Annotated in this window: 17 protein-coding genes; 13 read left to right on the top strand and 4 right to left on the bottom strand. The window is 63.2% G+C overall.

What is annotated here, in order from left to right; translation table 11 throughout:
• The 6 genes from sdhD (at position 1) to K3136_RS05760 (ending at position 7,242) form a co-directional block, all read left to right on the top strand.
• Positions 1-510, top strand: a complete 510-nt coding sequence (gene sdhD, locus K3136_RS05785; RefSeq protein WP_221431923.1) for a succinate dehydrogenase, hydrophobic membrane anchor protein — start codon at positions 1-3, stop codon at positions 508-510.
• 1 nt (position 511) lies between these two features.
• Positions 512-2,317, top strand: a complete 1,806-nt coding sequence (sdhA, locus tag K3136_RS05780; RefSeq protein WP_221431922.1) for a succinate dehydrogenase flavoprotein subunit — start codon at positions 512-514, stop codon at positions 2,315-2,317.
• Between the two features lie 31 nt (positions 2,318-2,348).
• Positions 2,349-3,128, top strand: coding sequence for a succinate dehydrogenase iron-sulfur subunit (locus tag K3136_RS05775; protein WP_221431921.1), 780 nt, complete (start codon positions 2,349-2,351; stop codon positions 3,126-3,128).
• A 1-nt stretch (position 3,129) separates the two neighbouring features.
• Positions 3,130-4,446 (top strand): NAD(P)/FAD-dependent oxidoreductase, encoded by a 1,317-nt coding sequence (locus K3136_RS05770; protein WP_221431920.1) that lies wholly within the window; start codon positions 3,130-3,132, stop codon positions 4,444-4,446.
• Positions 4,430-6,118, top strand: a complete 1,689-nt coding sequence (locus K3136_RS05765) for an NAD-dependent malic enzyme (RefSeq protein WP_221431919.1) — start codon at positions 4,430-4,432, stop codon at positions 6,116-6,118. The genes K3136_RS05770 and K3136_RS05765 overlap by 17 nt, the downstream gene beginning before the upstream one ends.
• A 263-nt stretch (positions 6,119-6,381) precedes the next feature.
• Positions 6,382-7,242, top strand: coding sequence for an aldose 1-epimerase (locus tag K3136_RS05760; RefSeq protein WP_221431918.1), 861 nt, complete (start codon positions 6,382-6,384; stop codon positions 7,240-7,242).
• Here K3136_RS05760 and galK read toward each other — a convergent pair.
• Genes galK through K3136_RS05740 form a run of 4 tightly spaced genes read right to left on the bottom strand, consistent with a single transcriptional unit; the run spans position 7,239 to position 12,902 of the window.
• The gene (galK, locus tag K3136_RS05755) at positions 7,239-8,318 is read right to left on the bottom strand and encodes a galactokinase (protein ID WP_221431917.1); all 1,080 of its coding nucleotides are present in this window, start codon (positions 8,316-8,318) and stop codon (positions 7,239-7,241) included. The two genes, K3136_RS05760 and galK, sit on opposite strands and share 4 nt — an antisense overlap.
• The gene (locus K3136_RS05750) at positions 8,315-9,322 is read right to left on the bottom strand and encodes a UDP-glucose--hexose-1-phosphate uridylyltransferase (protein WP_221431916.1); all 1,008 of its coding nucleotides are present in this window, start codon (positions 9,320-9,322) and stop codon (positions 8,315-8,317) included. The genes galK and K3136_RS05750 overlap by 4 nt, the downstream gene beginning before the upstream one ends.
• Entirely contained in the window at positions 9,319-11,415 is a 2,097-nt protein-coding gene (locus tag K3136_RS05745) for an alpha-galactosidase (protein WP_247711447.1), read from the bottom strand. The genes K3136_RS05750 and K3136_RS05745 overlap by 4 nt, the downstream gene beginning before the upstream one ends.
• Positions 11,412-12,902 carry a sodium:solute symporter family transporter gene (locus K3136_RS05740; RefSeq protein ID WP_247711446.1) on the bottom strand — a complete coding sequence of 497 codons (1,491 nt, stop codon included), beginning with the start codon at positions 12,900-12,902 and terminating at the stop codon, positions 11,412-11,414. The genes K3136_RS05745 and K3136_RS05740 overlap by 4 nt, the downstream gene beginning before the upstream one ends.
• 60 nt (positions 12,903-12,962) lie before the next feature.
• On the opposite strand from K3136_RS05740, the gene K3136_RS05735 reads away from it, so the two are divergent.
• The 7 genes from K3136_RS05735 to K3136_RS05705 all read left to right on the top strand — a co-directional run bounded on the left by K3136_RS05735 (position 12,963) and on the right by K3136_RS05705 (position 25,268).
• Complete coding sequence (locus K3136_RS05735; protein WP_221431914.1) at positions 12,963-14,825, top strand: beta-galactosidase; 1,863 nt, start codon at positions 12,963-12,965, stop codon at positions 14,823-14,825.
• 109 nt (positions 14,826-14,934) lie between these two features.
• The gene (locus K3136_RS05730) at positions 14,935-16,344 is read left to right on the top strand and encodes a TolC family protein (protein ID WP_221431913.1); all 1,410 of its coding nucleotides are present in this window, start codon (positions 14,935-14,937) and stop codon (positions 16,342-16,344) included.
• Between the two features lie 5 nt (positions 16,345-16,349).
• Positions 16,350-18,071, top strand: a complete 1,722-nt coding sequence (locus tag K3136_RS05725) for a type I secretion system permease/ATPase (RefSeq protein WP_221432234.1) — start codon at positions 16,350-16,352, stop codon at positions 18,069-18,071.
• A complete protein-coding gene (locus K3136_RS05720) occupies positions 18,068-19,423 on the top strand; it encodes an HlyD family type I secretion periplasmic adaptor subunit (protein WP_221431912.1) in 1,356 nt (451 codons plus the stop codon). Before K3136_RS05725 ends, K3136_RS05720 begins: the two co-directional genes overlap by 4 nt.
• A gap of 125 nt (positions 19,424-19,548) precedes the next feature.
• Positions 19,549-21,984: a M10 family metallopeptidase C-terminal domain-containing protein gene (locus K3136_RS05715; RefSeq protein WP_221431911.1), complete on the top strand. Its 2,436-nt coding sequence runs from the start codon at positions 19,549-19,551 to the stop codon at positions 21,982-21,984.
• 25 nt (positions 21,985-22,009) lie between these two features.
• Entirely contained in the window at positions 22,010-22,366 is a 357-nt protein-coding gene (locus tag K3136_RS05710; RefSeq protein WP_221431910.1) for a hypothetical protein, read from the top strand.
• A gap of 160 nt (positions 22,367-22,526) precedes the next feature.
• On the top strand, positions 22,527-25,268 hold the full coding sequence (locus K3136_RS05705) for a M10 family metallopeptidase C-terminal domain-containing protein (protein ID WP_221431909.1): 2,742 nt from the start codon (positions 22,527-22,529) through the stop codon (positions 25,266-25,268).
• Positions 25,269-25,286: the final 18 nt, after the last annotated feature.

Below are 25,286 nucleotides of genomic sequence, written 5' to 3'. Positions count from 1 at the left end.
ATGGCAAAAGATAAGAGCGAGAAAACCGACGCTCAGGACAAAGATGGCGGAAAGTCGGAAAAGGACGACGAGATCAAGGTCGCCAAGACCGAGACCAACGCCGCCCTGCTGACCCAGCTCTACCAGCGCGAGGCCTTCCGCCGGTCCAAGGGCTATGGCGCATCGGGCACCGGATCGCGCATCTGGCGCGCGCAGCGGCTGACCGCGCTGGCGCTGATTCCGCTCGCGATCTGGTTCGTGGTGTCGCTGCTGGCCAGCATGACCGGGACGGGCGCCGATCCGGCCGCATGGCTGGGTTCTCCGATCAATGCGATCCTGCTGTCGGCCTTCATCGTCATGGCGCTGCGTCACGCCACCATCGGGCTGCGCGTGGTGCTGGAAGATTACGTGCACAGCCGCGCCGCTCTGACCACCGCCACGCTGGCGCTCTACGGTGCGGCATGGCTCACCGGGCTTGCGGCCATCGGCGGCTTGCTGACCCTGTTCTTCAAATCTGTGGGAGGCGCCTGAAATGGCCCGGGCCTATCAAGTTATCGAGCATGAATTCGATGTCGTGGTGCTGGGCGCCGGCGGTGCTGGCCTGCGCGCGACGCTGGGCATGGCAGCACAAGGGCTGTCGACCGCCTGCGTGACCAAGGTCTTCCCCACCCGCAGCCACACGGCCGCGGCCCAAGGCGGGATCGCTGCGGCGCTGGGCAATATCAAGGAAGACGACTGGCACTGGCATATGTACGACACCGTGGCCGGATCGGTGTGGCTCGGCGATCAGGATGCGATCGCCTATATGTGCCACGAAGCGATCCCCACCGTGATCGAGCTGGAACATATGGGCGTGCCGTTCAGCCGCACCGATGACGGACGCATCTATCAACGCAAGTTCGGCGGCCACACCACGCACTGTGCGGAAGGCGAGATGGCGGCGCGCAGCTGCGCAGCGGCCGACCGCACCGGCCATTCGATCCTGCACACGCTTTACCAGCAGTGCCTGAAGCACAAGGCCCTGTTCTTCGTCGAATATTTCGCGACCGACCTTTTGATGACCGAAGACGGAGAATGCCGTGGCTTCATGGCTTTCAGCCTGGTCGATGGCACCGTCCACCGTTTCCTTGCCAAGCAGACGGTGCTCGCCACCGGCGGCTATGGCCGCGTGTTCGAAAGCTGCACCAGCGCGCATACCTGCACCGGCGACGGGATCGCCATGGCGCTGCGTGCGGGCATTCCGATGCAGGATGGCGAGTTCGTCCAGTTCCACCCCACCGGCCTTCAGGGTCCGGGCGTTCTGATCACAGAGGGGGCACGCGGGGAGGGCGGCTATCTGCGCAACAAGGATGGCGACCGGTTCATGCCGAAATACGCCCCGCACGAGAAGGATCTGGCGAGCCGCGATATCGTCAGCCACGCCGAAGGCGTCGAGATGCGCGAAGGGCGCGGCTGCGGCGAGGATGGCGATTATATCGAACTGTGCCTGATGGACCTGTCCGACGAGGTGTGGGAGACCAAGCTTCCCGGCATCCTGGAAACGATCAAGACCTTCCGCGGGATCGATGCCCGCAAGGACCCTGTACCGGTCGTGCCGACCGCGCATTATTCGATGGGCGGCATTCCCACCAATATCCACGGACAGGTCATCAACCCGCGCCTTGGCGGCAAGGATGCGATCGTGCCCGGCCTGATGGCGATCGGCGAAACCGCCTGCGTCTCCGTCCACGGGGCGAACCGGCTCGGCACCAACAGCCTGCTCGACATCATCGTGTTCGGGCGCGCCGCTGCGATCAAGGCGGGCGAGATTGTGGACAAGGATTCCGATCCCGCCCCTGCGCCAAAGGAGGCAGTGGAGGCCTCGCTCGATCGGTTCGATGCGCTGCGGTACAACGAAGGCGGGTCGAATGCCGGTGAAATGCGCGCCAAGTCGCAAAAGGTGATGCAGGAGCAGTTCGGCGTGTTCCGTAAGGAAGATACGATGCAGGAAGGCGTGGACGCGCTGGCCGATATGGCGGGCGATGTCGACGATATCGGCTGCACCGATCCGCATCTGGAATGGAACATGGAGCTGGTCACCGCGCATGAGGTGAAGAACCTCTACGAACAGTCGGTCGTGCTCGCCGCCAGCGCGCTCAACCGCCAGGAATCGCGCGGCGCGCATATTCGCGACGATTACGAAGAGCGCGACGACAAGCACTGGCTGAAACACACGGTCGCCTGGCTCGACCGCGACAAGGCCGGCAAGCGCGAAGTGGGGATCGATTACCGCCCCGTCCGGCTCGAGACCGGGCGCGACGATGCCAAACCCTTCCCCCCGACCGAGCGCAAGATCTGAGGCCGTGAGCCGCTAAGAAAGGAGAGGTCCCATGGCCGAATTCAGCCTGCCGAAAAATTCCCGGATCGTGGAAGGCAAGAGCCATCCCGCGCCCGAGGATGCCAAGGATCCGCGCACCTTCCGGATCTATCGGTGGAATCGCGAGCAGGGCGGCCAGCCCCGCATGGACAGCTACACGATCGACCTCGAAGACACCGGCAAGATGGTGCTCGATGCGATCCTCAAGATCATCGACGAGGTGGATCCATCGATCGCCCTGCGCCGTTCGTGCCGCGAGGGTGTGTGCGGATCGTGCGCGATGAACATCAACGGCAAGAACGGCCTCGCCTGCCTCACCCCGATCGAGGAACTGGGCGATGGCGACGTCGAACTGACCCCGCTGCCGCATCTGCACGTGATCAAGGATCTGGTCGGCAGCCTGGAACAGCTCTACGCCCAGTACGAACTGATCGAACCGTGGATGAAGTCGGACACCGCCGCGCCCGAGCGCGAGCGGCTGCAAACGCCTGAGGAGCGGCGCAAGCTGGACGGGCAGATCGAGTGTGTGCTGTGTTTCTGCTGCTCCACTTCCTGCCCCAGTTACTGGTGGAACTCGGACAAGTATCTCGGCCCCGCGATCCTGCTCAACGCGCATCGCTGGATCGTCGACAGCCGCGACGATGCCACGGGCGAGCGAATCGACGAGCTTGACGATCCCTTCCGCCTCTATCGCTGCCACACGATTATGAACTGCACCTCGGCCTGCCCCAAGGGGCTCGACCCGTCCAAGGCGATTGCCGACATCAAGCGGAAACTCGCGGAACGTGCCTGACATGACGCGGGATGCTGTGATTGCGTCCAAACATCGCGTGGTCGTCGTCGGCGCCGGGTTCGGCGGCCTGAGCTTTATCGACGGTATTGCGTCCGGTACGGCCGAAATCACGCTGATCGACAAGCAGAACCACCACCTGTTCCAGCCGCTTTTGTACCAAGCGGCGACGACCGTGTTGCCCATTTCCGATATCGCCTGGCCGATCCGCATGTTGATGCGAAAGCGGCGCGATGTGCGCGTGGTCGAGGGCGAGGTCTGCGGGGTGGATACTTCGAGGAAGCTCGTCCGTACCGCCCGCGGCGATACCTATCCCTATGATACGCTGCTGCTCGCGCCCGGCAGCCAGCCGAGCTATTTCGGGCACGAGGAATGGGCAAGCGCCGCCCCGGGGTTGAAAACTGCCAGCGACGCGCTCGCTCTGCGGACGAGAATCCTTGCCGCGTTCGAGGAGCGCGAGCGTGAGGGCAAGGGGCGCGCTCCGGTCATCGCCATAATCGGCGGTGGACCGACCGGGGTCGAGCTTGCCGGCATGATCGCCAACCTGTGCAGCAGGGACCTCGTCCGGGATTTCAGGACCCTCGACACGGCGCAAACGCGCATCGTTATCATCGATGCTGCCGATCGGATCCTCTCCTCCTTGCCGGATAATCTGGCCGGTTATGGCGAAGAGAAGCTGAGGAAGATGGGTGTCGAGCTGAAGCTGGGCGAAACCGTCACCGGCTGCCACCGGGATCACGCCGCGCTGAAGAGCGGCGACTTCGAATGCGACGTCACGATCTGGGCCGCCGGGACGAAGGCCGTTCCTGTTGCCGAATGGCTGGGCGTGGACGCGGGCCGGGACGGGCGCATCGATGTCGAACCCGATCTCAGCGTTCCCGGCCAGCCCGATGTCTTCGTCATTGGCGATGCGGCAAAAGTGGGCTGGACGCACGACAAAAGCGTTCCGGGCCTCGCCCCTGCCGCCAAGCAGGAGGGCGCCTATGTAGCCCGCGTGGTCAGTCACCGCCTGCGCCAGGGAAGCGATCCGGGCGCTTTCGCCTATCGGCACCAGGGAGATTTGGCGACCATCGGCCGAAACGCCGCTGTGGTGCGACTGGGTTCGATGGATTTCACCGGCAGGATCGCCTGGTGGCTATGGGGGCTGGCTCATATCTTCTTCCTGATTACCATGCGGAGCAGGATCGCGGTTCTCCTCCATTGGTTTGTACTCCAGTTCCAGGCTCGCAGCGACGCGCGCCTGTCCTTTTCGGACGATGACGTTGCGAGCCGAACCGGCCCTGCGGCGAGCGAGGAAAGCGATAATGACGAAACCGACTGACACGAATCGCTCCGGGCATGCCGGACTGGATACCCTGCTTGATCCCCTGACCAACAAGGGCACGGCGTTCAGCGAGGAAGAGCGTGATGCCCTCGACCTGTGGGGGTTGCTGCCACCGCATGTCGAAACGCTGGACGCGCAACTCGAGCGGGCAAAGGCGATGATCGCGGAGGTCGACAAGCCGATCGAGAAGTACCTGCGCCTGCGCGACCTGCAGGATGATAACGAGGTCCTGTTCTACTCTCTTGCTGCCGACGACCTGCCCGGCACCCTGCCGCTGATCTATACCCCCACCGTGGGCGAAGGCTGCGTGGAATTCAGCCGCCATTACCAGCACCCGCGCGGCCTGTTCCTGACCATTCCCGAACAGGACAAGATCCCTGAAATCCTGGCTCATCCGCGCTTCGACGATATCGAAGTAATCGTCGTGAGCGATGGCGAGCGGATCCTTGGCCTGGGCGATCAGGGCGCCAACGGGATGGGCATCCCAATCGGCAAGCTCTCGCTTTACACAGCATGCGGCGGCATCGATCCGGCCAAGACGCTGCCGATCCTGCTGGACACGGGCACCGACAACAAGGACCGGCGCGAAAATCCCACCTATGTCGGCTGGCGCCACGAGCGGGTTCGCGGGGACGATTACGATGCCTTCCTCGACGCTTTCGTCGATGCCGTGAAGGGCCGCTGGGACCACGTGCTCCTGCAATTCGAGGATTTCGCGCAGGCGAATGCGCTGCGTCTCCTCAATCGCTATCGCGACAAGCTTTGCACCTTCAACGACGATGTGCAGGGCACGGCTGCGATCACGGCGGGACTGTTGATGGCCGTGGCCAAGTCGGCTGGCCAGAAACTCGGCGAGCAGACCTTCGTCATCTTCGGTGCCGGATCGGCAGGGTGCGGTATTGGCCGCATGCTGGTCAGCCTGATGGTGGATGAAGGCATGGATGAAGCCGAGGCCTATGCGAAGTTCTACGCGATCGATTCCAGTGGGCTGCTGATGGATGACGGGGACCTCAAGGATTTCCAGAAACCTTTCGCGCGGTCTGCCGACGATCTGAAAGACTGGGACATGTCGGCCGAAGAGGCTTCGTTGCTGGATGTGGTGAAGAACGCCGAGGCAACGGTCTTGATCGGCACATCGGGCCAGAGTGGCTCATTCACCGAAGACGTGATCAAGGCGATGGCCCAGCATACCGATCGTCCCATCGTGATGCCGCTGTCCAATCCGACCGCCAACAGCGAGGCGGCGCCGCAGGACGTCCTAGACTGGACCGACGGCAAGGCGCTGGTCGCGACCGGAAGCCCCTTCGATCCGGTATGCTGGGACGGCAAGGAATACACCGTCGACCAGGCCAACAATGCGTATATCTTCCCGGGTGTCGGACTTGGAGCGATCGCGGCGCGCGCCGCCAAGGTGACGGATGCGATGTTCGTTGCAGCAGCCCGGAAGCTCGCGGAAATCGAGGACACGAACACCGATGGCCCTGGCCACTTCATTCCGCCCCGGGAAAAGCTGCGCGAAGTGGCACAGGCAATTGCCGAGGCGGTGGCCAGGCAAGCCGTGAGCGACGGTGTTGCGCAAGTGGATTTCGCCGATGATGGCGAGCTTTCGAAACGGATCGAAGAGCGCATGTGGAAACCGCATTACGAGCCATCGCAAGGCGGCGAGTGAACCTTCAGTCGCTGCCTGACCGGCTTGCCGGGCGGGCTATTTATGTCGCAACCCCCTGTAGCCTTAGGCCATGGAGCTTCGCAGGCTGGAAGCCGGCACTGCACTTGTGCCGTCCTCTCACCCTCGTCATCGAGGCTGGGGCAGCCCAAGAGTGTCGGCTGACAAAGGAGCTATCATCCGCAAGCTGTCGTTCCTCCGTGAAACGTTGGCGCGGGAGATGGATTTCCCCTAGTCGCGCGTCTTGCGCTGTGGGAGCTTGAGGCATGATCCGACTGGAATCCGGTCCTTCGACACTGGAGGTCGATCCTGTGCTTGGCGGCTCGATCCTTTCGGCGCGCTGGCATGGCATGGACATCATGCGGCCCATGCAGGGCGACGATGTCCTGTCCGCGTCGTATTTTCCGCTCGCGCCCTATTCCAACCGCATCGCCGGGTCGGCATTTTCATGGCGGGGGGATGAGGTCGTTCTGCGGCCCAATCATCCGGGCGATCCGGCAAGCCCGGCAATCCATGGCGTGGGCTGGACGAGCGAATGGGTTGTGAACGACCTGGGGCCCGCTTCGGTCTCACTCGACCTGGAGCACGAGGCCAACGCGGATTGGCCGTGGACCTTCGTGGCACGGCAGGACTTTGCCCTCGCGCGCGACGGACTGTGTCTTTCCTTGTCGCTCCGGAATATGGGTGAGAGTGCCATGCCGGCAGGGCTGGGTTTCCACCCGTACTTTCCGCGCAGTTCGAGGACGCTCTACCGCGGACTGCACAGCGGGGAATGGGAGACCGATGCCGGATGCATCCCGACACGGCTTCACCGCGCACCGCAACCGCAGGACTGGTGGCAGGGGCTTCCCGTCGCGACGCGCATCGTCGATACGGTCTATACCGGGCGCAATGGACCGCTGACGATCGAATGGCCGAAGCGCGGTATCGGCCTCATCATGACACCCTCCGACGATCTGGCGTTCACGACCGTCTATGTCCCCGCAGGCGAGGATATCTTCTGCGTCGAGCCGGTCACGCACATGACCGATGCTTTCAATCGTGATCGGCCCGATAGCGGGATGCGATTGCTGGAGGCCGGAGAAAGCTGGTCGGTCGATCTGACGCTGGAATATGTCCGGCTCTAGATGACCCGCAGCGCCCGCCCTGCGTAATCCTGCATGATGCGATCCACCTTGTCGCCGGGCATGACGGCGACCACCGATCCGCCGAACCCGGCTCCCGTCATGCGCACGCCGCCGACTTCCCCGATGGCTTCCTGAACCCGCTCCACGAGCCGGTCGACCTCGGGATGCGAAACCTCGAACAGGTCGCGCAGCGAGGCATGGCCTTCTCGCAGGATGCGCCCGAAATCGGAGAGGTTCGCGTCCGCGATTGCCGCCCTTGCTTCGCGAACCCTCGCGATCTCGCCGATGACATGGAGTGCGCGGTTCTTCTCCGGTTGCGGGAGCTTGGCGTTCTCGACCATGTCCAGGTCGGCATCGCGCAGGCTGGTCACCCCGAGCGCACGTGCCGCAGCCTCGCATTGCTGGCGGCGGGCGTTGTATTCGCCGTCGACCAGTCCGCGTGTGACCCCCGATTCTATGACCACCACGCCCCAATCGTCAGGCAGGGCGACATGGGAATAGGAGAGGTCGCGGCAATCGAGCAGCATCGCCTCTCCCGCTTTGCCCGCCGCGACTGCCATCTGGTCCATGATGCCGCAGGCGACGCCGGCGAAATCATGCTCCGTGTGCTGCGCCCGGCGGGCAAGCGTGGTCGCATCGACCGCAAGGCCGCCAGCTTCTGCAAAAGCACGGCCCGCCGCGATGCAGAGCGAGGCCGAGGATGAAAGGCCCGATCCCTTGGGCAGGTCTCCGGTGATCGCCAGCTGCATTGCCGGCAGGCTGCCGCCCATCTGTGCCGCCATCCCGCGAATATAGGATCGCCAGTCGACGCCTTGCGGCTTCTCGGGATCATTCGCGGTGAAGCTATCCTCCTCGCCGAAATCGGCAGCGAATGCGTCTATCCGGTCGCCATCAGTCTGCGCCCAGGCGATCGCCGTTCCCGCAGAGACCGGCATCGGCAGGACAAGGCCGTCGTTATAGTCGACATGTTCGCCGATCAGGTTGACCCGCCCAGGTGCGAAAACGACACCATCAGGCTCGCGCCAAAAATGCTCGCGGAAACATGCCTTGGCCTTTTCGTGGAGTTGCCCGGTCATTCGATAAGCTCCCGCAGCCTTTGCGCTGCCGCTTCGGGTGTGAGGTCGCGCTGCGTTTCGGCGAGCAGTTCGAAGCCCACCATGTGCTTGCGTATTTCTGCCGAGCGCAGAAGCGGCGGATAGAAATGCGCGTGCAGGAGCCAATGCGCGGTGTCCTCGCCCGACCCGTGAGGTGCGCCGTGCCAGCCCATGGAGTAGGGAAAGTCGGTCTGGAACAGCGCGTCATAGGCGCGCAGCACCTGGCCCAGAACCTGCGCAAGCGCCCCGCGTGCAGCCTCGCCCAGTTCTTCGAGCCGCGCGACCGGCTCGAGGGGGAGGACCAGCGTCTCGAACGGCCAGGCGGCCCAGTGCGGCACCACCACAAGCCAGTACCCGTTTCTCGCGACGATCCTGTGGCCCGCCTCCATTTCCGCGGCTGCCACATCGGCCAGAAGCGGCCGGCGTTGCGTGGAATAGTAATCCCGCTGGCGATCGTCTTCGCGCTGGACCAGCGTTGGCACGAAATCGCCCGCCCATACCTGTCCGTGCGGATGCGGCGATGAAGCGCCCATCATCGCGCCCTTGTTCTCGAACAGCTCGACATGGGCCCAGCGCGACCCGAGCTCCTGCGAAAGCTCGCACCAGCTGTCGATCACCTTCCGGCGTCCGGCGTCGTCCATGCGGGAAAGCGTCTGGGAGTGGTCCGGCGAATAGCAGATGACGCGGGCTTCGCCCGTTGCAGCGCGCTCGACGAACAGGCCGCCGTCATCGACTTCCTCGCTGCGATCGAGAAGCGCGGGAAAGTCGTTCGGGAAGACGAATGTGCCGTCGTAGTCGGGGTTGGTGGCTCCACCGCTGCGCTCGTTGCCCGGGCAGAGGTAGCACGACGCATCGTGCGGGGGACGCTGCTGGGTGGCGGAAGGCTTCACCTCGCCTTGCCACGGGCGTTTCATGCGCTGCGGCGAAACGAGTACCCATTCGCCGGTCAGCAGGTTCTGCCTGCGATGTGGCAGGTCCTTGGTCATAAGGCCTCCAGATGGAAGATCGCGGCGGTCTCTGCAGCAAGGGCAGGAAGCGGCAGACCGGCCGATGCAAGCCAGCTTCCCGTGTAGCGGACCGGATTGTCCCGATCCGGACCATAGACCAGCCCGTCCTGCGCGGCGAGCACGTGGGGGTGACCTGCCTTTTGGAGCAGGCGGACATTCCAGTCGCGGCCATCGGCAAAAGGCAGGGCGAGCGGTCCATCGCGTTGGTCGGGTGTGGGGTGCGCACGGATTACCCAGAGCAGGTATGTGTCACCATCGCCCTGCGCCTGCCAGCCAAGGCCATGCGGCGCTTCTCCGAGATGGACGCGCCCGCCGTGGATCAACTCGCGCCATTGCTTGTAGAATGCGGTCCAGTGAACGAGCCTTTGCCGGTCCCTCCCGTCCAGCGCATCGGGATCGAGCTCGATACCGAAATGGCCCTGGCAGGCGATTGCGGCGCGAAAAGCGAGGGATTGGCTGCGCCCAGTCGCATGGCTGGGGCTGGCACCGACATGTGCGCCCATGACCTCGGGCGGCATGAAGGCAAGGAAGCCGCGCTGCATCTCGTTACGCGAGAGCGCGTCGATATTGTCGCTGGTCCAGAAACGGTGCGTGTAGCGTGCAATACCCGCATCGATCCTCCCGCCGCCGGCAGCGCAGGCTTCGATCTCGACATCGGGATGGGCTTCGCGAACGCGAGCGAAGAGCGCGTAGCTTCCCTCGATCTGCGCGGCGCCACCTGAAGGTGCGTGAGCGCGGTTGTGGTCCCACTTGAGGTAGTCGATCGGCACCTCGCGTAAGAGCGTATCGAGGCAGCCGACCAGGTAGTCCCGCACCTCTTCACGGCGCATGTCGAGTACCAGCTGGTTTCGCGAAAGCGGCGAGGAGCCGAGCACCCAGTCCGGATGGTCGCGATAGAGATCGCTATCCGGATTGACCATTTCAGGCTCGACCCACAGCCCGAACTGCATGCCGAGTTCGCGGATACTGTTCGCGAGCGGCGCGAGGCCCTGCGGGTATTTGCGCGGATCGGGTGTCCAGTCGCCAAGGCCCGCCCTGTCGTTGCCCCGGCCCTTGAACCATCCATCGTCGAGGACAAAGCGCTCGGCGCCCACGCTGGCGGCGGCCTTGGCAAGCTGCGCAATCCTTGTCTCGTCATGACCGAAATAGAGCGCTTCCCAGCTGTTCAGGTGCGCCGGACGCGGTTTCATCGTTCCGTCCGGCCATTTCAGCACTTCACGAACCATCGAATGCTGGCGCGCCATAACCCCGTTGCGGCCCGACGAGCTGATCGCGAGATAGACGCGCGGCGGCGAGTAGGTTTCGCCCGGCTCGAGCCGCTTTTCTCCTGCCGCGAGAAGCGCCTCTGCCGAGAAAACGGCAAACCCTTCGTCCGTCTGCTCGATGGCGAGGCGGCTGTCGCCTGACCATGCCATCTGTGCCGACAAGGCAAGCCCGCTATGCCGGTCCGCATTCCCGCACAGGATTTCAAGCGCTGGGGGACCGCCATGCCCGGTCAGTCCCTGCCGCGTGGTCCGCTCCCATCCGTGCGCGGGCATTGCTTCGCGGTGCTCCGACAATTCGCCCGCATGTCGTCCGCGCCGCGAGATGATTTCGCGCGCTGACGGGGGAAGGGGAAGCTGTGCGCTGACCAGCCGGTCGATCGCAAGCGGGGCGGACCCGATATTTCCAAGATGCGTCTGGACCAGGAGCCCATCTGCGCCGAAAGGCTGGAAGTCGACGGTCAGGCAGATACCCTTTTCGCGGTCCTCCAGCCTTATCGTCAGGTCATCGGACGAGGAGAAGACCCTCGAGCTGTCGAAGCAAGGGGCGATGCCGTTCCCCGCCGCATCGCGCACCGAGAGGACGGACGGTCCGAACCAGCCTGCTCCGGCAATCGGCAGGACCGGCATTGCAGGCTCACCTTCGAGCGAGAAGGTCGTTTGTCCCCTCAACCTGGTGAGCGGTGGCAGGGCGCCCGGGGCGAGCCTCGCTCCGAGGTGCCGCCATGCTATCTGACCGTTGCCTTGCTCCTCGAGAACGAGGCTCCACTCTTCGCCGTGAAGCGCGTGCAGCTTTGCGGCATCGCTCACGCCGCGACGCCTTCCTCGCCCTTGCCGCGGAAGAGCTCGAACCCGATCCATTCCGCCTTGCGGCCCAGCGCGAAGCGATTGAAGGCAAGCGCTGCAAACACCGAGGTGAACAGGGTCACGACCATGAAGTCGATATAGTGGATGCCGATCGCTGCCGCGAAGCCTTCGTTGAAGGTGAACAGCGCATAGAGGCCGATGCCCCAGACCACGCCTGCGATCGCAGAGCGCGCCGCGACATTGCGGAACAGCAGGCCCACGATGAAGGCCGACAGGATCGGCATGGAGGAGAGGCCGTTTAATTGCTGCAGCAGGTTGATGATGCTTTCCGCATTCATGAAGACGGGCACCATCACGATGGCGAGGACGGTCGCAAACGCGCTCATCATCGCGCCCAGCTTCCAGTGGTTTTTCACCTCGCCGATGAACTGTTCATGGAAGTCGACCGCATAGAGCGCGACGGTGGAGTTGAGCACGGCGCTGAAGGTCGTGATCACGGCGGCGGCGACCATTGCGGCAAACGCGCCCGACAGCCAGGTGGGCAGGACTTCCGCGACCAGCCTGCCGTAGGCCGCATCACCGACATCGCCGAACAGCTTGTAGGCGACCACGCCGGGGATCACCACGATCGGCGGCACCACGAGGATACGGATAGCGGCGGCAGCGAAGACGCCCTTCTGCGCTTCCTTTACTGTCGGTGCGGCCATCGCCTTCTGGGTGATGTTCTGGTTGGTCGACCAGTAGAAGATCTGGATGAACGCCATGCCGGTGAACAGCGTGTGGAAGGGGATCGGGCTGTCCGCCGCGCCCACCATGCTCAGCCGTTCGGCTGGAACGCCGGTGACGATATCGAAGTCGACTGCGGCCAGCGCGAGGAACACGATCAGCAGCGCAAGCGCGAGGATGCCGATGCCGGAAAACGTGTCCATCACGGCCACCGCGCGCAGGCCCCCGAGCACGGTATAGGCCGCGCCCACCAGGGCAAGGCCGAGCGAGAACCAGATCAAGGGTATCTGCGCTCCGAACAGCGACTGCAGGAACAGCCCGCCCGAATAAAGCGCGGCCGGCAGGTAGATCAGCAGGTTTCCGGCAATGAAGATCGCCGAGATCAGCGTGCGGATCGAACGTCCGTCATAGCGCCGTTCGAGAAGCTCGGTGACCGTGGTGCAATTATAGCGATAGTAGAGCGGCACGAAAACGAAGGCCAAGGTCATCAGCCCGACGAAGCCGGCAATCTCCCACCAGGCGAGCAGCAGCATCTGGTTGCCGTTCATGCCCACCAGCTGGTCGGTCGAGAGGTTGGTCAAAGTGATTGCGCCCGCGACAAAGACCCAGCTCAGCCCCTTGCCGGCAAGAAAGACGTCTTTCTCCGACCCGTCGTGCTTGGCGCTGCGGACCTTCCACCAGGTTAGCAGGCCGACGAGGGCCGTCAGGCCGATAAACACCAGCAGCTGCGTCGCATTGCCGAATTGCGCCGTATCGCCGATCAACAGGTCTCTCCCTCAAATCCCTCTGGCTTCCATCGCAGAAACAGGGATAGACGCAAGCGCATGGAACTGGGTGTCTGCTATTATCCCGAACATTGGCCGGAAGAGCGCTGGGCCGAGGACGCGCGCCTGATGCGCGAGACGGGGCTTGCTCGCGTGCGCATAGGGGAGTTCGCATGGAGCCGGATCGAACCCGAGCCCGGACGCTTCGACTGGGGCTGGCTCGACCGCGCGGTGGAAACGCTCCACGAAGCCGGCCTCGGCATCATCATGGGCACGCCCACTGCGACCCCGCCCAAATGGCTGGTCGATACCATGCCCGACATGATCGCTATCGACCGGGAAGGGAAACCGCGCGGATTTGGTTCGCGGCGCCACTATTGTTTCAGTCATGCCGCCTATCGCAAGGAAGCAGCCCGCATCACCCGCGCAGTCGCCGAGCGTTATGGCGAGCATCCGGGGATCGTCAGCTGGCAAACCGATAATGAATACGGCTGCCACGACACCGTGCAGAGCTTCTCGCCTGCGGCCGCCGAGGCGTTCCGCGAATGGCTGGCAGATCGCTATGGAACCGTCGACGCGCTCAACGAAGCGTGGGGCAACGTATTCTGGAGCATGGAATATCGCTCCTTCGACGAGGTCGAGCTGCCCAACCTCACGGTAACCGAGGCCAATCCCGCGCACTGGCTGGTGTTCCGGCGGTTCTCGTCGGATCAGGTCGTGTCCTTCAATCGCGCGCAGGTCGATATCCTGCGCGAACTCTCGCCGGGGCGTGACGTCACCCACAACGCGATGGGCTTCTACACCGGTTACGATCACCATGATCTGGGCAGGGATCTCGATGTGCTCGGCTGGGACAGCTATCCGCTGGGCTTCCTCGAGATGTTCCGCTTCACCGAAGAGGAAAAGCGGGCTTACGCGCATCAGGGGCATCCGGACATCGCTGCCTTCCACCACGATCTCTACCGAGGTTGCGCCAAGGACGGGCGCTGGTCGGTGCTCGAACAGCAGCCGGGTCCGGTGAACTGGGCGCGCTACAATCCCGCGCCGCTGCCCGGCATGGTCAAGCTCTGGACCATGGAAGCCTTCGCCCATGGAGCCGAGCTGGTGAGCTATTTTCGCTGGCGCCAGTTTCCCAAGGCGCAGGAGCAGATGCATGCAGGACTTCTGCGCCCTGATGCTCAGCCCTCACCGGCGCTTGCGGAAGTGCGCGATGCTGCGGGGATGCTCGAAGAATTGGCCGACGCCGGTCCCACGGCGAAGCAGGCGGCGCTGGTCTTTTCCTATGATGCGGAATGGATCACCCAGATCCAGCCGCAGGGGCAGGGGCGCTCGGCATTATGGGCTGCCTTTTCAAGCTATTCTGCCCTCAGGAAGCTGGGTCTCGACGTCGATATCGTCTCGCCCGATGCATCGCTCGACTTCTATTTGCTGGTCGTGATCCCCTGCCTGCCGATCGTCAGCGACGACTTTGCTGGCAAGCTCGACGCCTTCGAGGGACAACTTGTCATCGGTCCACGCACCGGTAGCCGGACCGAGGACTTCGCCATTCCCGAAAATCTTGCACCGGGCCCGCTGGAAAGGCTTGTCGGCGGCTCGATCACGCTGAGTGAAAGCTGGCCTGACCGGCTCGCCACCGATGCCGGCGGCCTGGAAGCAGGCGGCTGGTACGATCACTATTCGGGCGCGGCGGAGGCGGAATTCACGACCGATGACGGCAAGGTGCTGTGCTGGAAGGCAGACAATGTCAGGCTTTGCACGATCTGGCCCGAGGGTAGCCTGTTCGACCGGATCGTACGTGATGCTGCACGCGATGCCGGGCTGCCTCACGAGCCATTGCCCGAAGGTATTCGCCGCCGACGCCGCGGAAGCTACGGACTTACCTTCGATTATCTGCGCGGCGAGGTTTCCGTCAATGCGGATTGAGGAGCGATTTTGCTCAAGAAATGTTAATGCCTTGTGGTTAACGACCTGCTAGGGCCAACAGGTCGACGGGATCATGACGGGTAGAAAATCGCCTTCCAGAATTGGCGCAATGACGCTTACAAGCGTGCTGGCAATGGCCGGCGCGGTGCCTGTTGCTGCGCAGGACGAAGCGATCCAGGCCGGTGAGGATGCGTCGCTTCCCGAACCGGAAATCAAGCCGCTGGCCATCGATTTCAGCGCCGATCCCGTTCTCGCGCTTGGCAATGCGACAGCGGAACCTGAAACTTTCCGCATCATCATCGTCTCCGCGCTCGAACAGAGCCCGGTCGATCGCGAATTCCGCGCTCGCGAAGAGGTCGCACGTGCCGGTGTTGCCGAGGCGCGCAGCGGATACCTGCCGACGGTCGATGTCGGCCTGTCGGGCTTCCGCACCATCGACCGAAATTTCAGCAATGATCCCCAGAACCTGATCGAGCGTTCGCGCCCCACCAAGCGGGTCGATTTCACGCTCGGCTATTCGCAGCCGCTGTTCGATTTCGGCGCGCTCAACGCCAATGCCCGCGCGGCCAATGCCCGCCTGCGTGCCGCCGGTTTCGACCGCCAGGCGCGGGCCGGCGAAGTCGCGGGCGACATGGTGATCGCATGGACCCAGGTCTTCGGCTACCAGGCGCTGGTGCGGCTGACCGAAGGCTTCCTGGCCGCGCAGGACGGACTGGACCAGGCCGTCGAAACGCGCATCGAGCGCGGTGTGTCGGCCGAAGGCGACCGTGCACGCGTGGCATCCTTGCGCGCGCAGGGGCAAGTGCAGCTCGCGCAGGCCCGCCGCCAGCTTGCCGGTGCCGAGGCGCGTTTCGAACAGTTGAGCGGTTTTGCAGCGCCCGACCGGCTGCTGCGTCCGCCGCTGCTCGATCCCACCCGTATTTCCCGCGAGTACGCCGTGATGGCGGCCGAGAATTCCGCCATCGTCCAGAGCGCCGAAGCGGTTGCCGATGCGCGCGAGGAAGAAGCTAGCGTCGCAGACAAGCAGAAGCTGCCCAATCTCACCGGACGCCTCGATGCCGGGCGTTACGGCATCTTCGAACACGATCGCGACGATTACGACGTGCGCGGCACGCTCAATCTCAATTGGCGGGTATTCGGCGGCGGCGTTTGGGCCAGGGCCCGTGCAGCCGATGCCGAAGCCGAGGCCGCCGACGCGGTAGCCGATCGTATCCGCGAAGAGGCGATCCGCGACGCATCGGTTGCATGGTCCGATGTCCGCGCCATTGAGGAACAGGTTGCTGCCCTCGAAGAAGCCTACAAGGCTGCGCGCCAGTCGCGCGATATCGTGGTGGCGCGCTTTGGGGCGCTGCGCGGTTCGCTGTTTGATGTGGCTGATGCGCAGAATGTCTATCTTAATGCAGCGACTGCCTATATCCGCGCCCTGACGGAGCTGGACCAGGCCCGCTACATCCTGCTCCTGCGCACCGGGCGTTTGCTCGACGTGCTCGAAATCGAGGAAGAAGAGGTGCCGATTTGAGCGATATGTCGCTCATTGCGATCCCGGAAAAGCGGCTGGCCGACTGGCTTGCCGAACCGATCAAGCGCAACTGGCGGACCTATTCCAAGGTCGCCATCGCCGCTGCGCTGATCAACATCTTCGGGCTTGCCAGCGCGCTGTTCACCATGACGGTCTATGATCGCGTGGTGCCGAACGCAGCCTATGGTTCGCTGCTGGCGCTGTCGATCGGCCTCGGCATCATCCTGCTGTTCGATTTCATCCTCAAGCTGCTGCGCGCCTATTTCGTCGATTTCGCCGGCGCGCGGATCGACGAGGAAGTGGGCGAGGACGTGTTCCAGCGCCTGCTCGCCATGCGCCTCGAACTGCGCAAGGGTTCGACCGGTCAGCTTACCGGCATGATGCGCGAGCTGGAAACGATCCGCGACTTCTTCGCCTCCGCGACGCTGGTGGCCGTGGTCGACCTGCCCTTCATCATCATCACCCTTGCCGTAGTCGCGATCATCGGCGGCTGGGTTGTGGCCGTACCGGCTGCCATGGTGCCGCTGGTCATCCTCGTCGGTCTCGGCGCGCAGCCTGCGCTCCAGCGCATCGCCGCAAAGACCCTCGGACAGGGCCTGCTCAAGCAATCGGTGCTGGTCGAGACCGTCGGCAGCATCGAACACGTGAAGGTGTCCGGCGCCGACACCATGCTGCGCCGCCGCTGGAAGGAGGCTGTGCGCGAGCATTCGCAGAGCAATCTTCGCCAGCGCCTTATCTCTTCCATCGGGACGACCTTCGCGACCACCGCTGGCATGATCAGCTATGCCGGTGTGGTGATCGTTGGCGTGTTCGCGGTGGCGAACCAGAACCTGACGCTTGGCGGTCTGATCGCCTGCTCGATCCTTGCAGGGCGCGCGATTGCGCCGCTCGCGCAGATCAGCCAGCTGCTTGGCCGCATTACCTCGACGCGCACCGCCTATCGCCAGGTTCGCCAGCTCATGGAACAGCCAGTCGAAGGACCTGCAACCGAGCCTTTGAAGATGGGTTCGACTTCCGGCTCGATCGAGCTGCGCGACGTGACTTTCGCTTATCCCGGCGGGACGGAGCCAGCGCTCGAAAAGGTCAATATCAAGATCAATCCGGGCGAACATGTCGCGCTGCTGGGCCGCGTGGGTTCGGGCAAGTCGACCATCGCGCGCATGATGCTCGGCCTCTATCCGCCGCAAGATGGCATGGTGCTGGTCGACGGCATCGATATCGCGCAATTCGATCCCTTCTCGCTGCGCTCGCAGATCGGCTCGGTGCTGCAGGAGCCCGCGCTGTTCTCCGGTTCGATCCGCGAGAATATCGTGCTCGAAAGGCCTTATATCGACGACGATGAGATGCTGCGCGCATCGCGCGTGTCGGGCACCGACCTCTTCGTATCGCGGATTTCGAACGGTTACGATCTCACGCTGGTCGACCGCGGCGAGGGGCTTTCGGGCGGCCAGCGCCAGTCGATCGCCATTGCACGCGCTCTTGCAGGCAAGCCGCCGATCGTCGTCATGGACGAACCTTCGAGCGCGATGGATGCGCAGACCGAAGCCGACCTCATCAACCGTCTCGAAGACGAGCTCAAGGGGCGCACGATGGTCGTCGTGACCCACCGGCAGCCGCTGTTGAAGCTGGTCGATCGCATCATCATCATGGATCGCGGCAAGGTCGTGGCCGACGGTCCGCGCGACAAGGTTCTCGAAAAGCTCGCACAGGGTAAGAAGCAGCCATGAACATGGTCCCCGCAAACCCCCAGCACGAGCCCGAAGTGATCGAGGCACAGGAGCCCGAGCGCCATATCGAGGACATGGTCGCCGAGATCGAACCGGGTGCGGCCTCCAAGGTCCTGTTCTGGGGGATCACGATCTTTTTCGCGGTCTTCCTGATCTGGGCAGCCTTCGCCGAGATCGACCGTACGGTGCGCGGTATGGGCCGCGTTATTTCAAGCAGCGAGCTCCAGGTGGTTTCGAGCCTGGAAGGCGGTATCCTCGAGGACATCCTAGTGAGGCCCGGTGACACGGTCACGGCCGACCAGCCCCTGCTCCGCCTCGATCCGACCGAGACCGGTGCGAACCTTGGCAGTACATCTGCAACCGCTCTCGCGCTCGACATGAAGGTCGCGCGCCTCACTGCCGAAGTGACGGGCCGTGCGCCGCGCTATCCCGAACCGGCCAATGCGGAGGCGGCTCGCCAGCTGGAGGTAGAGCGCTCGCTCTACTCCTCGCGGCAGGCGAACCTTCGCAGCGCGCTATCTGCCGGGCAGGCGCAGTTGGAGCGCGCCCGCCAGAGCGTCGCGGAGGCCGAAGCGGCGATCGCATCGCGCCAGAGCACGCTGACCCGCGCCGAAAGCGAACTGGCCGCAATCCGGCCGCTGGTCGAAAACGGTATCGAACCGCGCATGACGCTGACCCGGGCCGAGGCGGACGCTTCGAGCGCACGTAGCGATCTTGCAGGCGCACGGGCCATGCTCGGCCGCGCACAGGCCCAGGTCGCGGAAGCCGGGGCCAACCTTTCCCGCATCCGTCAGGACTGGCGCGAGCAGGCCGCAAGCGAGCTGGCTGCGACGCAGGCAGAGTACGAGGCCCGCGCGAGCACGCTTCCCGCCCTGCAGGAGCGCCTCCAGCGCACCACGCTGCGCGCCCCGATCGACGGCAAGGTCAGCCGCGTACTCGTCACCACGCGCGGAAGCCCGGTCAATCCGGGCGAGCCGCTGGTCGAACTGGTGGCCGACGAGGACAGCCTGCTGATCGAAGCGCGCGTGTCGCCGCAGGACATCGGCAACGTCCGCATCGGACAGTCCGCGAAGGTCGGGATCACGGCTTACGACCAGGCGGTCTACGGCTCGCTCGAGGGCGAGGTCACGACCATCTCCCCAGACTCGATCCAGGATCCGCAATCGGGCGAGATCTATTATCTCGTCCGTGTCGCAACGCAGGCCAATGCGCTGGAGGGGCCGGGCGGGCAGGAACTGGCGATCGGGCCGGGCATGATCGCCGACATCAGCCTGCTGGGGGACAAGCGCACGGTTCTTCAGTACATCCTGACGCCGATCACGCGCCTTAGCGAGACCGCCTTCCGCGAATAGGGGCCTGCTGCAACCATAGTCGCGGCAATTCATGATAGTGTAATCGTAAAAATGCGATAGGATGACCGTGAGGGTCATTTGCCAAGTGGCGAGTGACTCGGGTCAACTATTCAGGGATTGCAGCCATGAATTATCTTACGCGCGCCGCGGAATTCGATTTCGCGGACTATGCAGACATCGGTTTTCGTGGCCTGCTTCTCGAACAATCGCCGGTTGTCGCGCAGTGGCCCGCAATGGATGCACCGCAGCATAACCAGGGTTGTTCCTGCGCCGCATGCTGTGCCGACAAGAGCGACAATGCCAATGGCGGTACCGTCATGGCCGGCGGCGTCGACATCCCCGGAGATTCGACGACGACCGCGACCATTGCAGTGGGCGATTCGCTTGTCGACGAGCTCGAAACCGTCGGCGATACCGATTGGTTCAAGATCACCTTGTCCGCTGGCGAGAGTGTCCTGATTTCGCTCGAGGGTAGCGGAATTACCCCTGTCAGCGACACCTATCTGCGCCTCTACGATGCCAATGGAAACCTGGTCGCTGAGAACGATGACGGCGGCAGCGGTCTCAATTCCCTGCTGCGCTTCACTGCCAACAATCCCGGCACCTATTACATCGAAGTGGACAGCTACGCGAACAACAAGACCGGCGAATACACGCTCTCGGTCGAGGAAGCGCAGCCGCTCGAAGTGTTCACCGTCGACCAGATTGCCGACCAGCTGACCGCCGGATACTGGGGCGGGACCGAACGCTCGTTCGATGTCGGTGCCGACGGCTCGTTGACGGTGGACTTTTCTGCCCTGACCGCTGCCGAGCAGGACCTGGTCGCGGAGGCGCTGGCGCTGTGGACCGACGTCACCGGCATCCAGTTTGTCAGCGTTTCGTCGAATGCCGAGATCACCTTCCAGAACACGGAAGACGGCGCCTATTCGCAGTCTTCGCGCAGCGGTTCGCAGATCACCTCGTCGATAGTGAACGTCGGAACCGACTGGGTGAACACTTACGGCACCACGCTCGATAGCTACACCTTCTCGACCTATATCCACGAGATCGGCCATGCGCTCGGTCTTGGTCACGGGGGCAATTACAACGGCGGCGCCAGCTATGCGAACGACGCGCTCTATCTGAACGACAGCATCGCCACCACGGTGATGAGCTACTTCACCCAGACCGAGAACACCTATTTCGCGCAGCAGGGCTTTTCCTTTGCGGAAACGACCACGCCGATGATCGCGGACGTCGTGGCGATTACCAACCTCTACGGTTTTGCCACCAGCACGCGCCTTGGCAATACGACCTACGGCTTCAACAGCACGTCGGACAGGGCGATCCACGACGCGACCCAGTTCGCGAATACGAGCTACACCATCGTCGACAGCGGCGGCACGGACACGCTCGATTACAGCGGCTTTACGGCGGACCAGCTCATCAACCTCAACCCGGAGATGTTCATGAACATCGGCGGGCTTACGGGTAATGTGACCATCGGACGCGGTTCCGTGATCGAAAACGCGATCGGCGGTAGCGGCGCGGACATCATCATGGGCAACGGCGCGGTCAATTTCCTTTTCGGCAATGCCGGTGACGACGTGATCGACGGTGCAGGCTTTGCCGACGTGCTCGAAGGCGGCGACGGAAACGACGTCCTTCTGGGCGGGGCTGGCAGCGACACGATGCGCGGCGGCAACGATAACGATACGCTCGACGGCAGCTTCGGCTGGGACAATCTCTTCGGCGGTGCGGGTAACGACAACCTGTCCGGCGGCAACGGCATTGACAAGTTGTTCGGCGATGGCGGTGACGACACGCTCGACGGCGGTATCGGCAACGACCTGCTGCGCGGCGGCGGCGGCAAAGACACCATTCTGGGTGGTGACGGCAATGACGTCATCAAGGGCGAATGGGCCAACGATACGCTTCGCGGTGGCGATGGCGACGACCTTATCCTCGGCGGCGTAGGCCTCGACACGATCTGGGGCGACAACGGAGCCGACGAGATCTGGGGCCAGGCCGGACAGGACACTATCAACGGTGGTGGCGGTGACGACACGATCTATGGCGGCAATGATGCCGACACGATCCGCGGCGAATCCGGCAATGACACGATCGATGGTGGCGCTGGCGACGACTGGATTTATGGCGGTACCGGCAACGATATCCTGACCGGCGGCCTCGGCGACGATGTCTTCGTCCTGTCGGTCTTCGGTGCGGACAACGTCGATACGATCACCGACTTCAGCGCGGGCGACAAGTTCGGACTGGATCGCGAGCAGCTCTTCGGAACGATCGAAGAGGAAGGGCTGCTGTCTGCATCGGCGTTCCGCTATGGCACCACCGCGCAGGATGCCGACGACCGCATCCTGTATCAGTGGTCGACCGGCAAGATATTCTACGACCAGGATGGTGTTGGCGGCAGCGATGCCGTGCTGGTGGGGCAGGTCGCCCCGCAGACGGCCTTGTCGGCAGCGTCCTTCATCGCCTTCGGTGAAGCTCTGCCCCCGCCGTTCTTCGCGCCTGAGCCCAAGGACGATCTGTCCGCCAATTCCGACATGTTGCTGGTCTGACGCGATGTTGCTTGCCGCACCCCGGATGCTGGGCCTAGCGATCCTGCCGGCATTGGCGCTGGCAGCATGTGCGGCGAACACGAACCAGGAAGGACTGGCGATGGACGACACAATCGCATGCACGCTGAAGGGTGAGGAATTCGCCGGCGCAAAGCCGGATGAAATCTGCTCTGCCTTCCTCGAAGTCCTGCCTTCTTCGGGGCGAGACGACATCGGTCGGATCGAACTCGAAGCGACCAGCAGGACCGATGCGAAGGCGCGGATCACCGACGGTTCGGGAAGTGTGCTCGTCGAGATGGACCATGCCATCATGGACAGGGAAATGTCGCTCGACAGCTGGCGGGTCTTCGCCAGGTCCGTCGCCCGCCAGCTCGGCCGTTAGGCGCACCGTTGTCTTTGCAGGACAAAGGGCCGTTTTATTTAATGCGCGGGTAAGGGAATACTGATAGTCTTAAAGGGTCTGCGGGGGTTGTTCACCAGCCCTCCAAGCCGGGATCGAAATTGCCCAAGTGCGGGCTGCTTGACTGTTGAGGGACTATTTAATGACTTTGCAATCCATCGGGGGTGAAGGTTTCCTGCGCCTCGAGCCCGTTTCTATCCGGGATTTCGAATTCAACGCTTCCGACTTCGAAGTGGTCGTGCAGCATAAGTGCGCCGGTGGATGCTTCCACGAAGTCTCTCCGGTATCGGGCAACCTCGATGACGGAAACGGTGTCACTGCGACGTTCGCTTCGGGAACCAGCGGGCCGCTCTTCATCGACACGCCCGGCGATGCCACGACGACGATCAATATCGCGCCCGGTGGCTCGGTTACCGATACTCTCGAAGTGGCCGGCGACCGTGACTGGTTCCGCATCGAGCTGACCGAAGGCCAGACGATCACCATCACCTTGGAAGGCAGCGGCATCGATCCGCTGGCCGATCCTTACCTGCGCGTTCGCGACGCGGACGGGAATCTCGTCGATTTCAACGACGATTCCAACGGTCTGAATTCGGCTCTGACATTCTCGGCGAGCGTCGCCGGAACCTATTATATCGAGGCCGGCGCCTATGCCGACGCCTATGCGGGCGAATACACGATCACCGTCGACACATTCGAAGTGGCCGGCGACAGCTCGACCACGGCGACGATCGGCAAGACCGACCTTGTCACCGGCCTCATCGACGACGCGGGCGACCATGACTGGTATGCGATCGAACTCAACGAAGGCGACGGGATCGACATTTTCCTGCGCGCGGCCGGCGCCAACCCGCTGTCCGACCCCTATGTCCGCGTCTATGATGCGAATGGAAACCTGGTTGCAGAGAACGACAATGACACCGGTTCGCTCGACTCGTTCCTGAACTTCGTCGCTTCGAGCGGCGGCACCTATTACATCGATGCCGGTGCATCCGATGGCACCTCGACCGGTACTTACGAACTCGAAACCGTTCGCACCAATTTCCCGGTCTTCGATTACGACCAGATCGCAGACCAGTTGACCACGGGCTATTGGGGCAGCGGACCACGTGCCTGGGATATCAGCGATGGAATCGTTACCTACAACATCGACGGACTGACCGCTGAAGGCCAGTATCTCGCCGTGCAGGCACTCAACCTGTGGAGCGACTTTACCGGTATCCAGTTCGTCGAGGAATCGAACGTCAACCAGGCCGAAATGATCTTCGATGACGAGCAGTCGGGAGCCTATGCCTCGACGAGCCGCAGTGGGGGGACGATCACGAGTGCGGATATCAACATCAGCACCGACTGGCTGAACAGCTACGGCACAACACTCAACAGCTATTCCTTCCAGACCTACATCCACGAGATCGGCCATGCGCTCGGCCTCGGCCATGCAGGCGGCTACAATGGTTCTGCCGGCTATCCGGACGATGCGGACTACCAGAACGATAGCTGGGCCACGACGGTCATGAGCTATTTCAGCCAGACCGAGAACGACTATTTCTTCGATCAGGGCTTCACCTACGCCTACATCAACTCGCCGATGGCTGGCGACTATGTGGCGGTCCTGACCCTTTACGGCGGTGCGAGCGATACGCGCACCGCGAACACGGTCTACGGCTTCTTCAACAACAGCGGCCGCGACATTTACGACGCCACCCAATACCCCGATGCGGCCTATGCCATCGTGGACAGCGGCGGCATCGACGTGATGAACTACCGCGGCTTCAGTGCAGACCAGGTCATCAACCTCAACGAGGAAACCTTCTCCAGCATCGGCGGGGAAGTGGGCAACGTCACGATCGTGCGCGGCACGGTGATCGAATGGGCGCGCGGTGGTTCGGGCATCGATACGATCTACGGCAACGCGGCAGATAATGTTTTCTGGGGCTATGACGGAGCCGACGTCATGTTTGGCGACCTCGGCATCGATACCGCTTACGGCGGCCTCGGCGATGACGTCATCGAGGGCGGCGATGGCAACGATCTCCTCTACGGCCAGGCCGACAACGACACGCTTCGCGGCGACGCGGGTGATGACGATCTTCGCGGCGGCAGCAACAACGACCTCATCGAGGGCGGTGAGGGCAATGACGTGCTCTACGGCAACCGCGGGTCGGACACGATCGATGGCGGCGCGGATAGCGACACCATCTACGGCGGCGAAGGCATCGACTTCATCTCGGGTGGCGACGGCGACGATTTCCTCTACGGGGAAACGGGCCGTGACTACCTCTATGGCGGCCTTGGCAATGACTGGCTCGAAGGCGGCTCGCAGAATGACGATCTCTACGGCGAAGAGGGCAATGATACGCTCTTTGGCCTGAACAATGACGATTCGCTTGTTGGCGGAACGGGCAACGACTGGCTGGAAGGCGGCGATGGCGACGACCAGCTGCGCGGCGGTGGCGACGACGACATGCTTATCGGCGGGAATGGCAACGACACCATCTGGACGCACGGCGGTTCGGATGTGGTCCGGTTCTCGGAATACGGCACGATCCACTTCGACAATATCGTCGACTTCGGTGGTGCCGATGCTATCCACCTCGACACCTCTGTGTTCGACATCGCCGACGGTGCGCTCGATGCCTCGGTCTTCGTCCTCGGCACCGACGCGCAGGATGCCGATGATCGCATCATCTACGACCAGTCGACCGGTGAACTCTGGTATGACGAGGATGGCAGTGGCGCGATCCAGAAGAAGCTGATCGCAGTCCTCGACAACAATTTCGGGCTGCAGGCATCGGATATCCTCGGCTTCGGAACGAGTGTTCCTGCCGAGCCGATCAAGCCGATGCTCATGGACCTTGCCTCGGTCGACCAGATGGTCGTCTAGGCGCGCCAGACCATCCGG

This window comes from Qipengyuania gelatinilytica (assembly GCF_019711315.1).
Taxonomy (GTDB): domain Bacteria; phylum Pseudomonadota; class Alphaproteobacteria; order Sphingomonadales; family Sphingomonadaceae; genus Qipengyuania; species Qipengyuania gelatinilytica.
The sequence above is the reverse complement of the archived record's forward strand: the minus strand, read 5'-3'. Positions and strand labels throughout refer to the sequence as shown.

Coding starts and splice junctions, on each gene's coding strand:
- K3136_RS05730 (WP_221431913.1), top strand. CDS start 14,935: ATGACGCTTACAAGCGTGCTGGCAATGGCCGGCGCGGTGCCTGTTGCT.
- K3136_RS05735 (WP_221431914.1), top strand. CDS start 12,963: ATGGAACTGGGTGTCTGCTATTATCCCGAACATTGGCCGGAAGAGCGC.
- galK (WP_221431917.1), bottom strand. CDS start 8,318: ATGACCGGGCAACTCCACGAAAAGGCCAAGGCATGTTTCCGCGAGCAT.
- K3136_RS05720 (WP_221431912.1), top strand. CDS start 18,068: ATGAACATGGTCCCCGCAAACCCCCAGCACGAGCCCGAAGTGATCGAG.
- K3136_RS05710 (WP_221431910.1), top strand. CDS start 22,010: ATGCTGGGCCTAGCGATCCTGCCGGCATTGGCGCTGGCAGCATGTGCG.
- K3136_RS05705 (WP_221431909.1), top strand. CDS start 22,527: ATGACTTTGCAATCCATCGGGGGTGAAGGTTTCCTGCGCCTCGAGCCC.
- K3136_RS05775 (WP_221431921.1), top strand. CDS start 2,349: ATGGCCGAATTCAGCCTGCCGAAAAATTCCCGGATCGTGGAAGGCAAG.
- K3136_RS05715 (WP_221431911.1), top strand. CDS start 19,549: ATGAATTATCTTACGCGCGCCGCGGAATTCGATTTCGCGGACTATGCA.
- K3136_RS05770 (WP_221431920.1), top strand. CDS start 3,130: ATGACGCGGGATGCTGTGATTGCGTCCAAACATCGCGTGGTCGTCGTC.
- K3136_RS05765 (WP_221431919.1), top strand. CDS start 4,430: ATGACGAAACCGACTGACACGAATCGCTCCGGGCATGCCGGACTGGAT.
- K3136_RS05725 (WP_221432234.1), top strand. CDS start 16,350: ATGTCGCTCATTGCGATCCCGGAAAAGCGGCTGGCCGACTGGCTTGCC.
- sdhA (WP_221431922.1), top strand. CDS start 512: ATGGCCCGGGCCTATCAAGTTATCGAGCATGAATTCGATGTCGTGGTG.
- K3136_RS05750 (WP_221431916.1), bottom strand. CDS start 9,322: ATGACCAAGGACCTGCCACATCGCAGGCAGAACCTGCTGACCGGCGAA.
- K3136_RS05760 (WP_221431918.1), top strand. CDS start 6,382: ATGATCCGACTGGAATCCGGTCCTTCGACACTGGAGGTCGATCCTGTG.
- sdhD (WP_221431923.1), top strand. CDS start 1: ATGGCAAAAGATAAGAGCGAGAAAACCGACGCTCAGGACAAAGATGGC.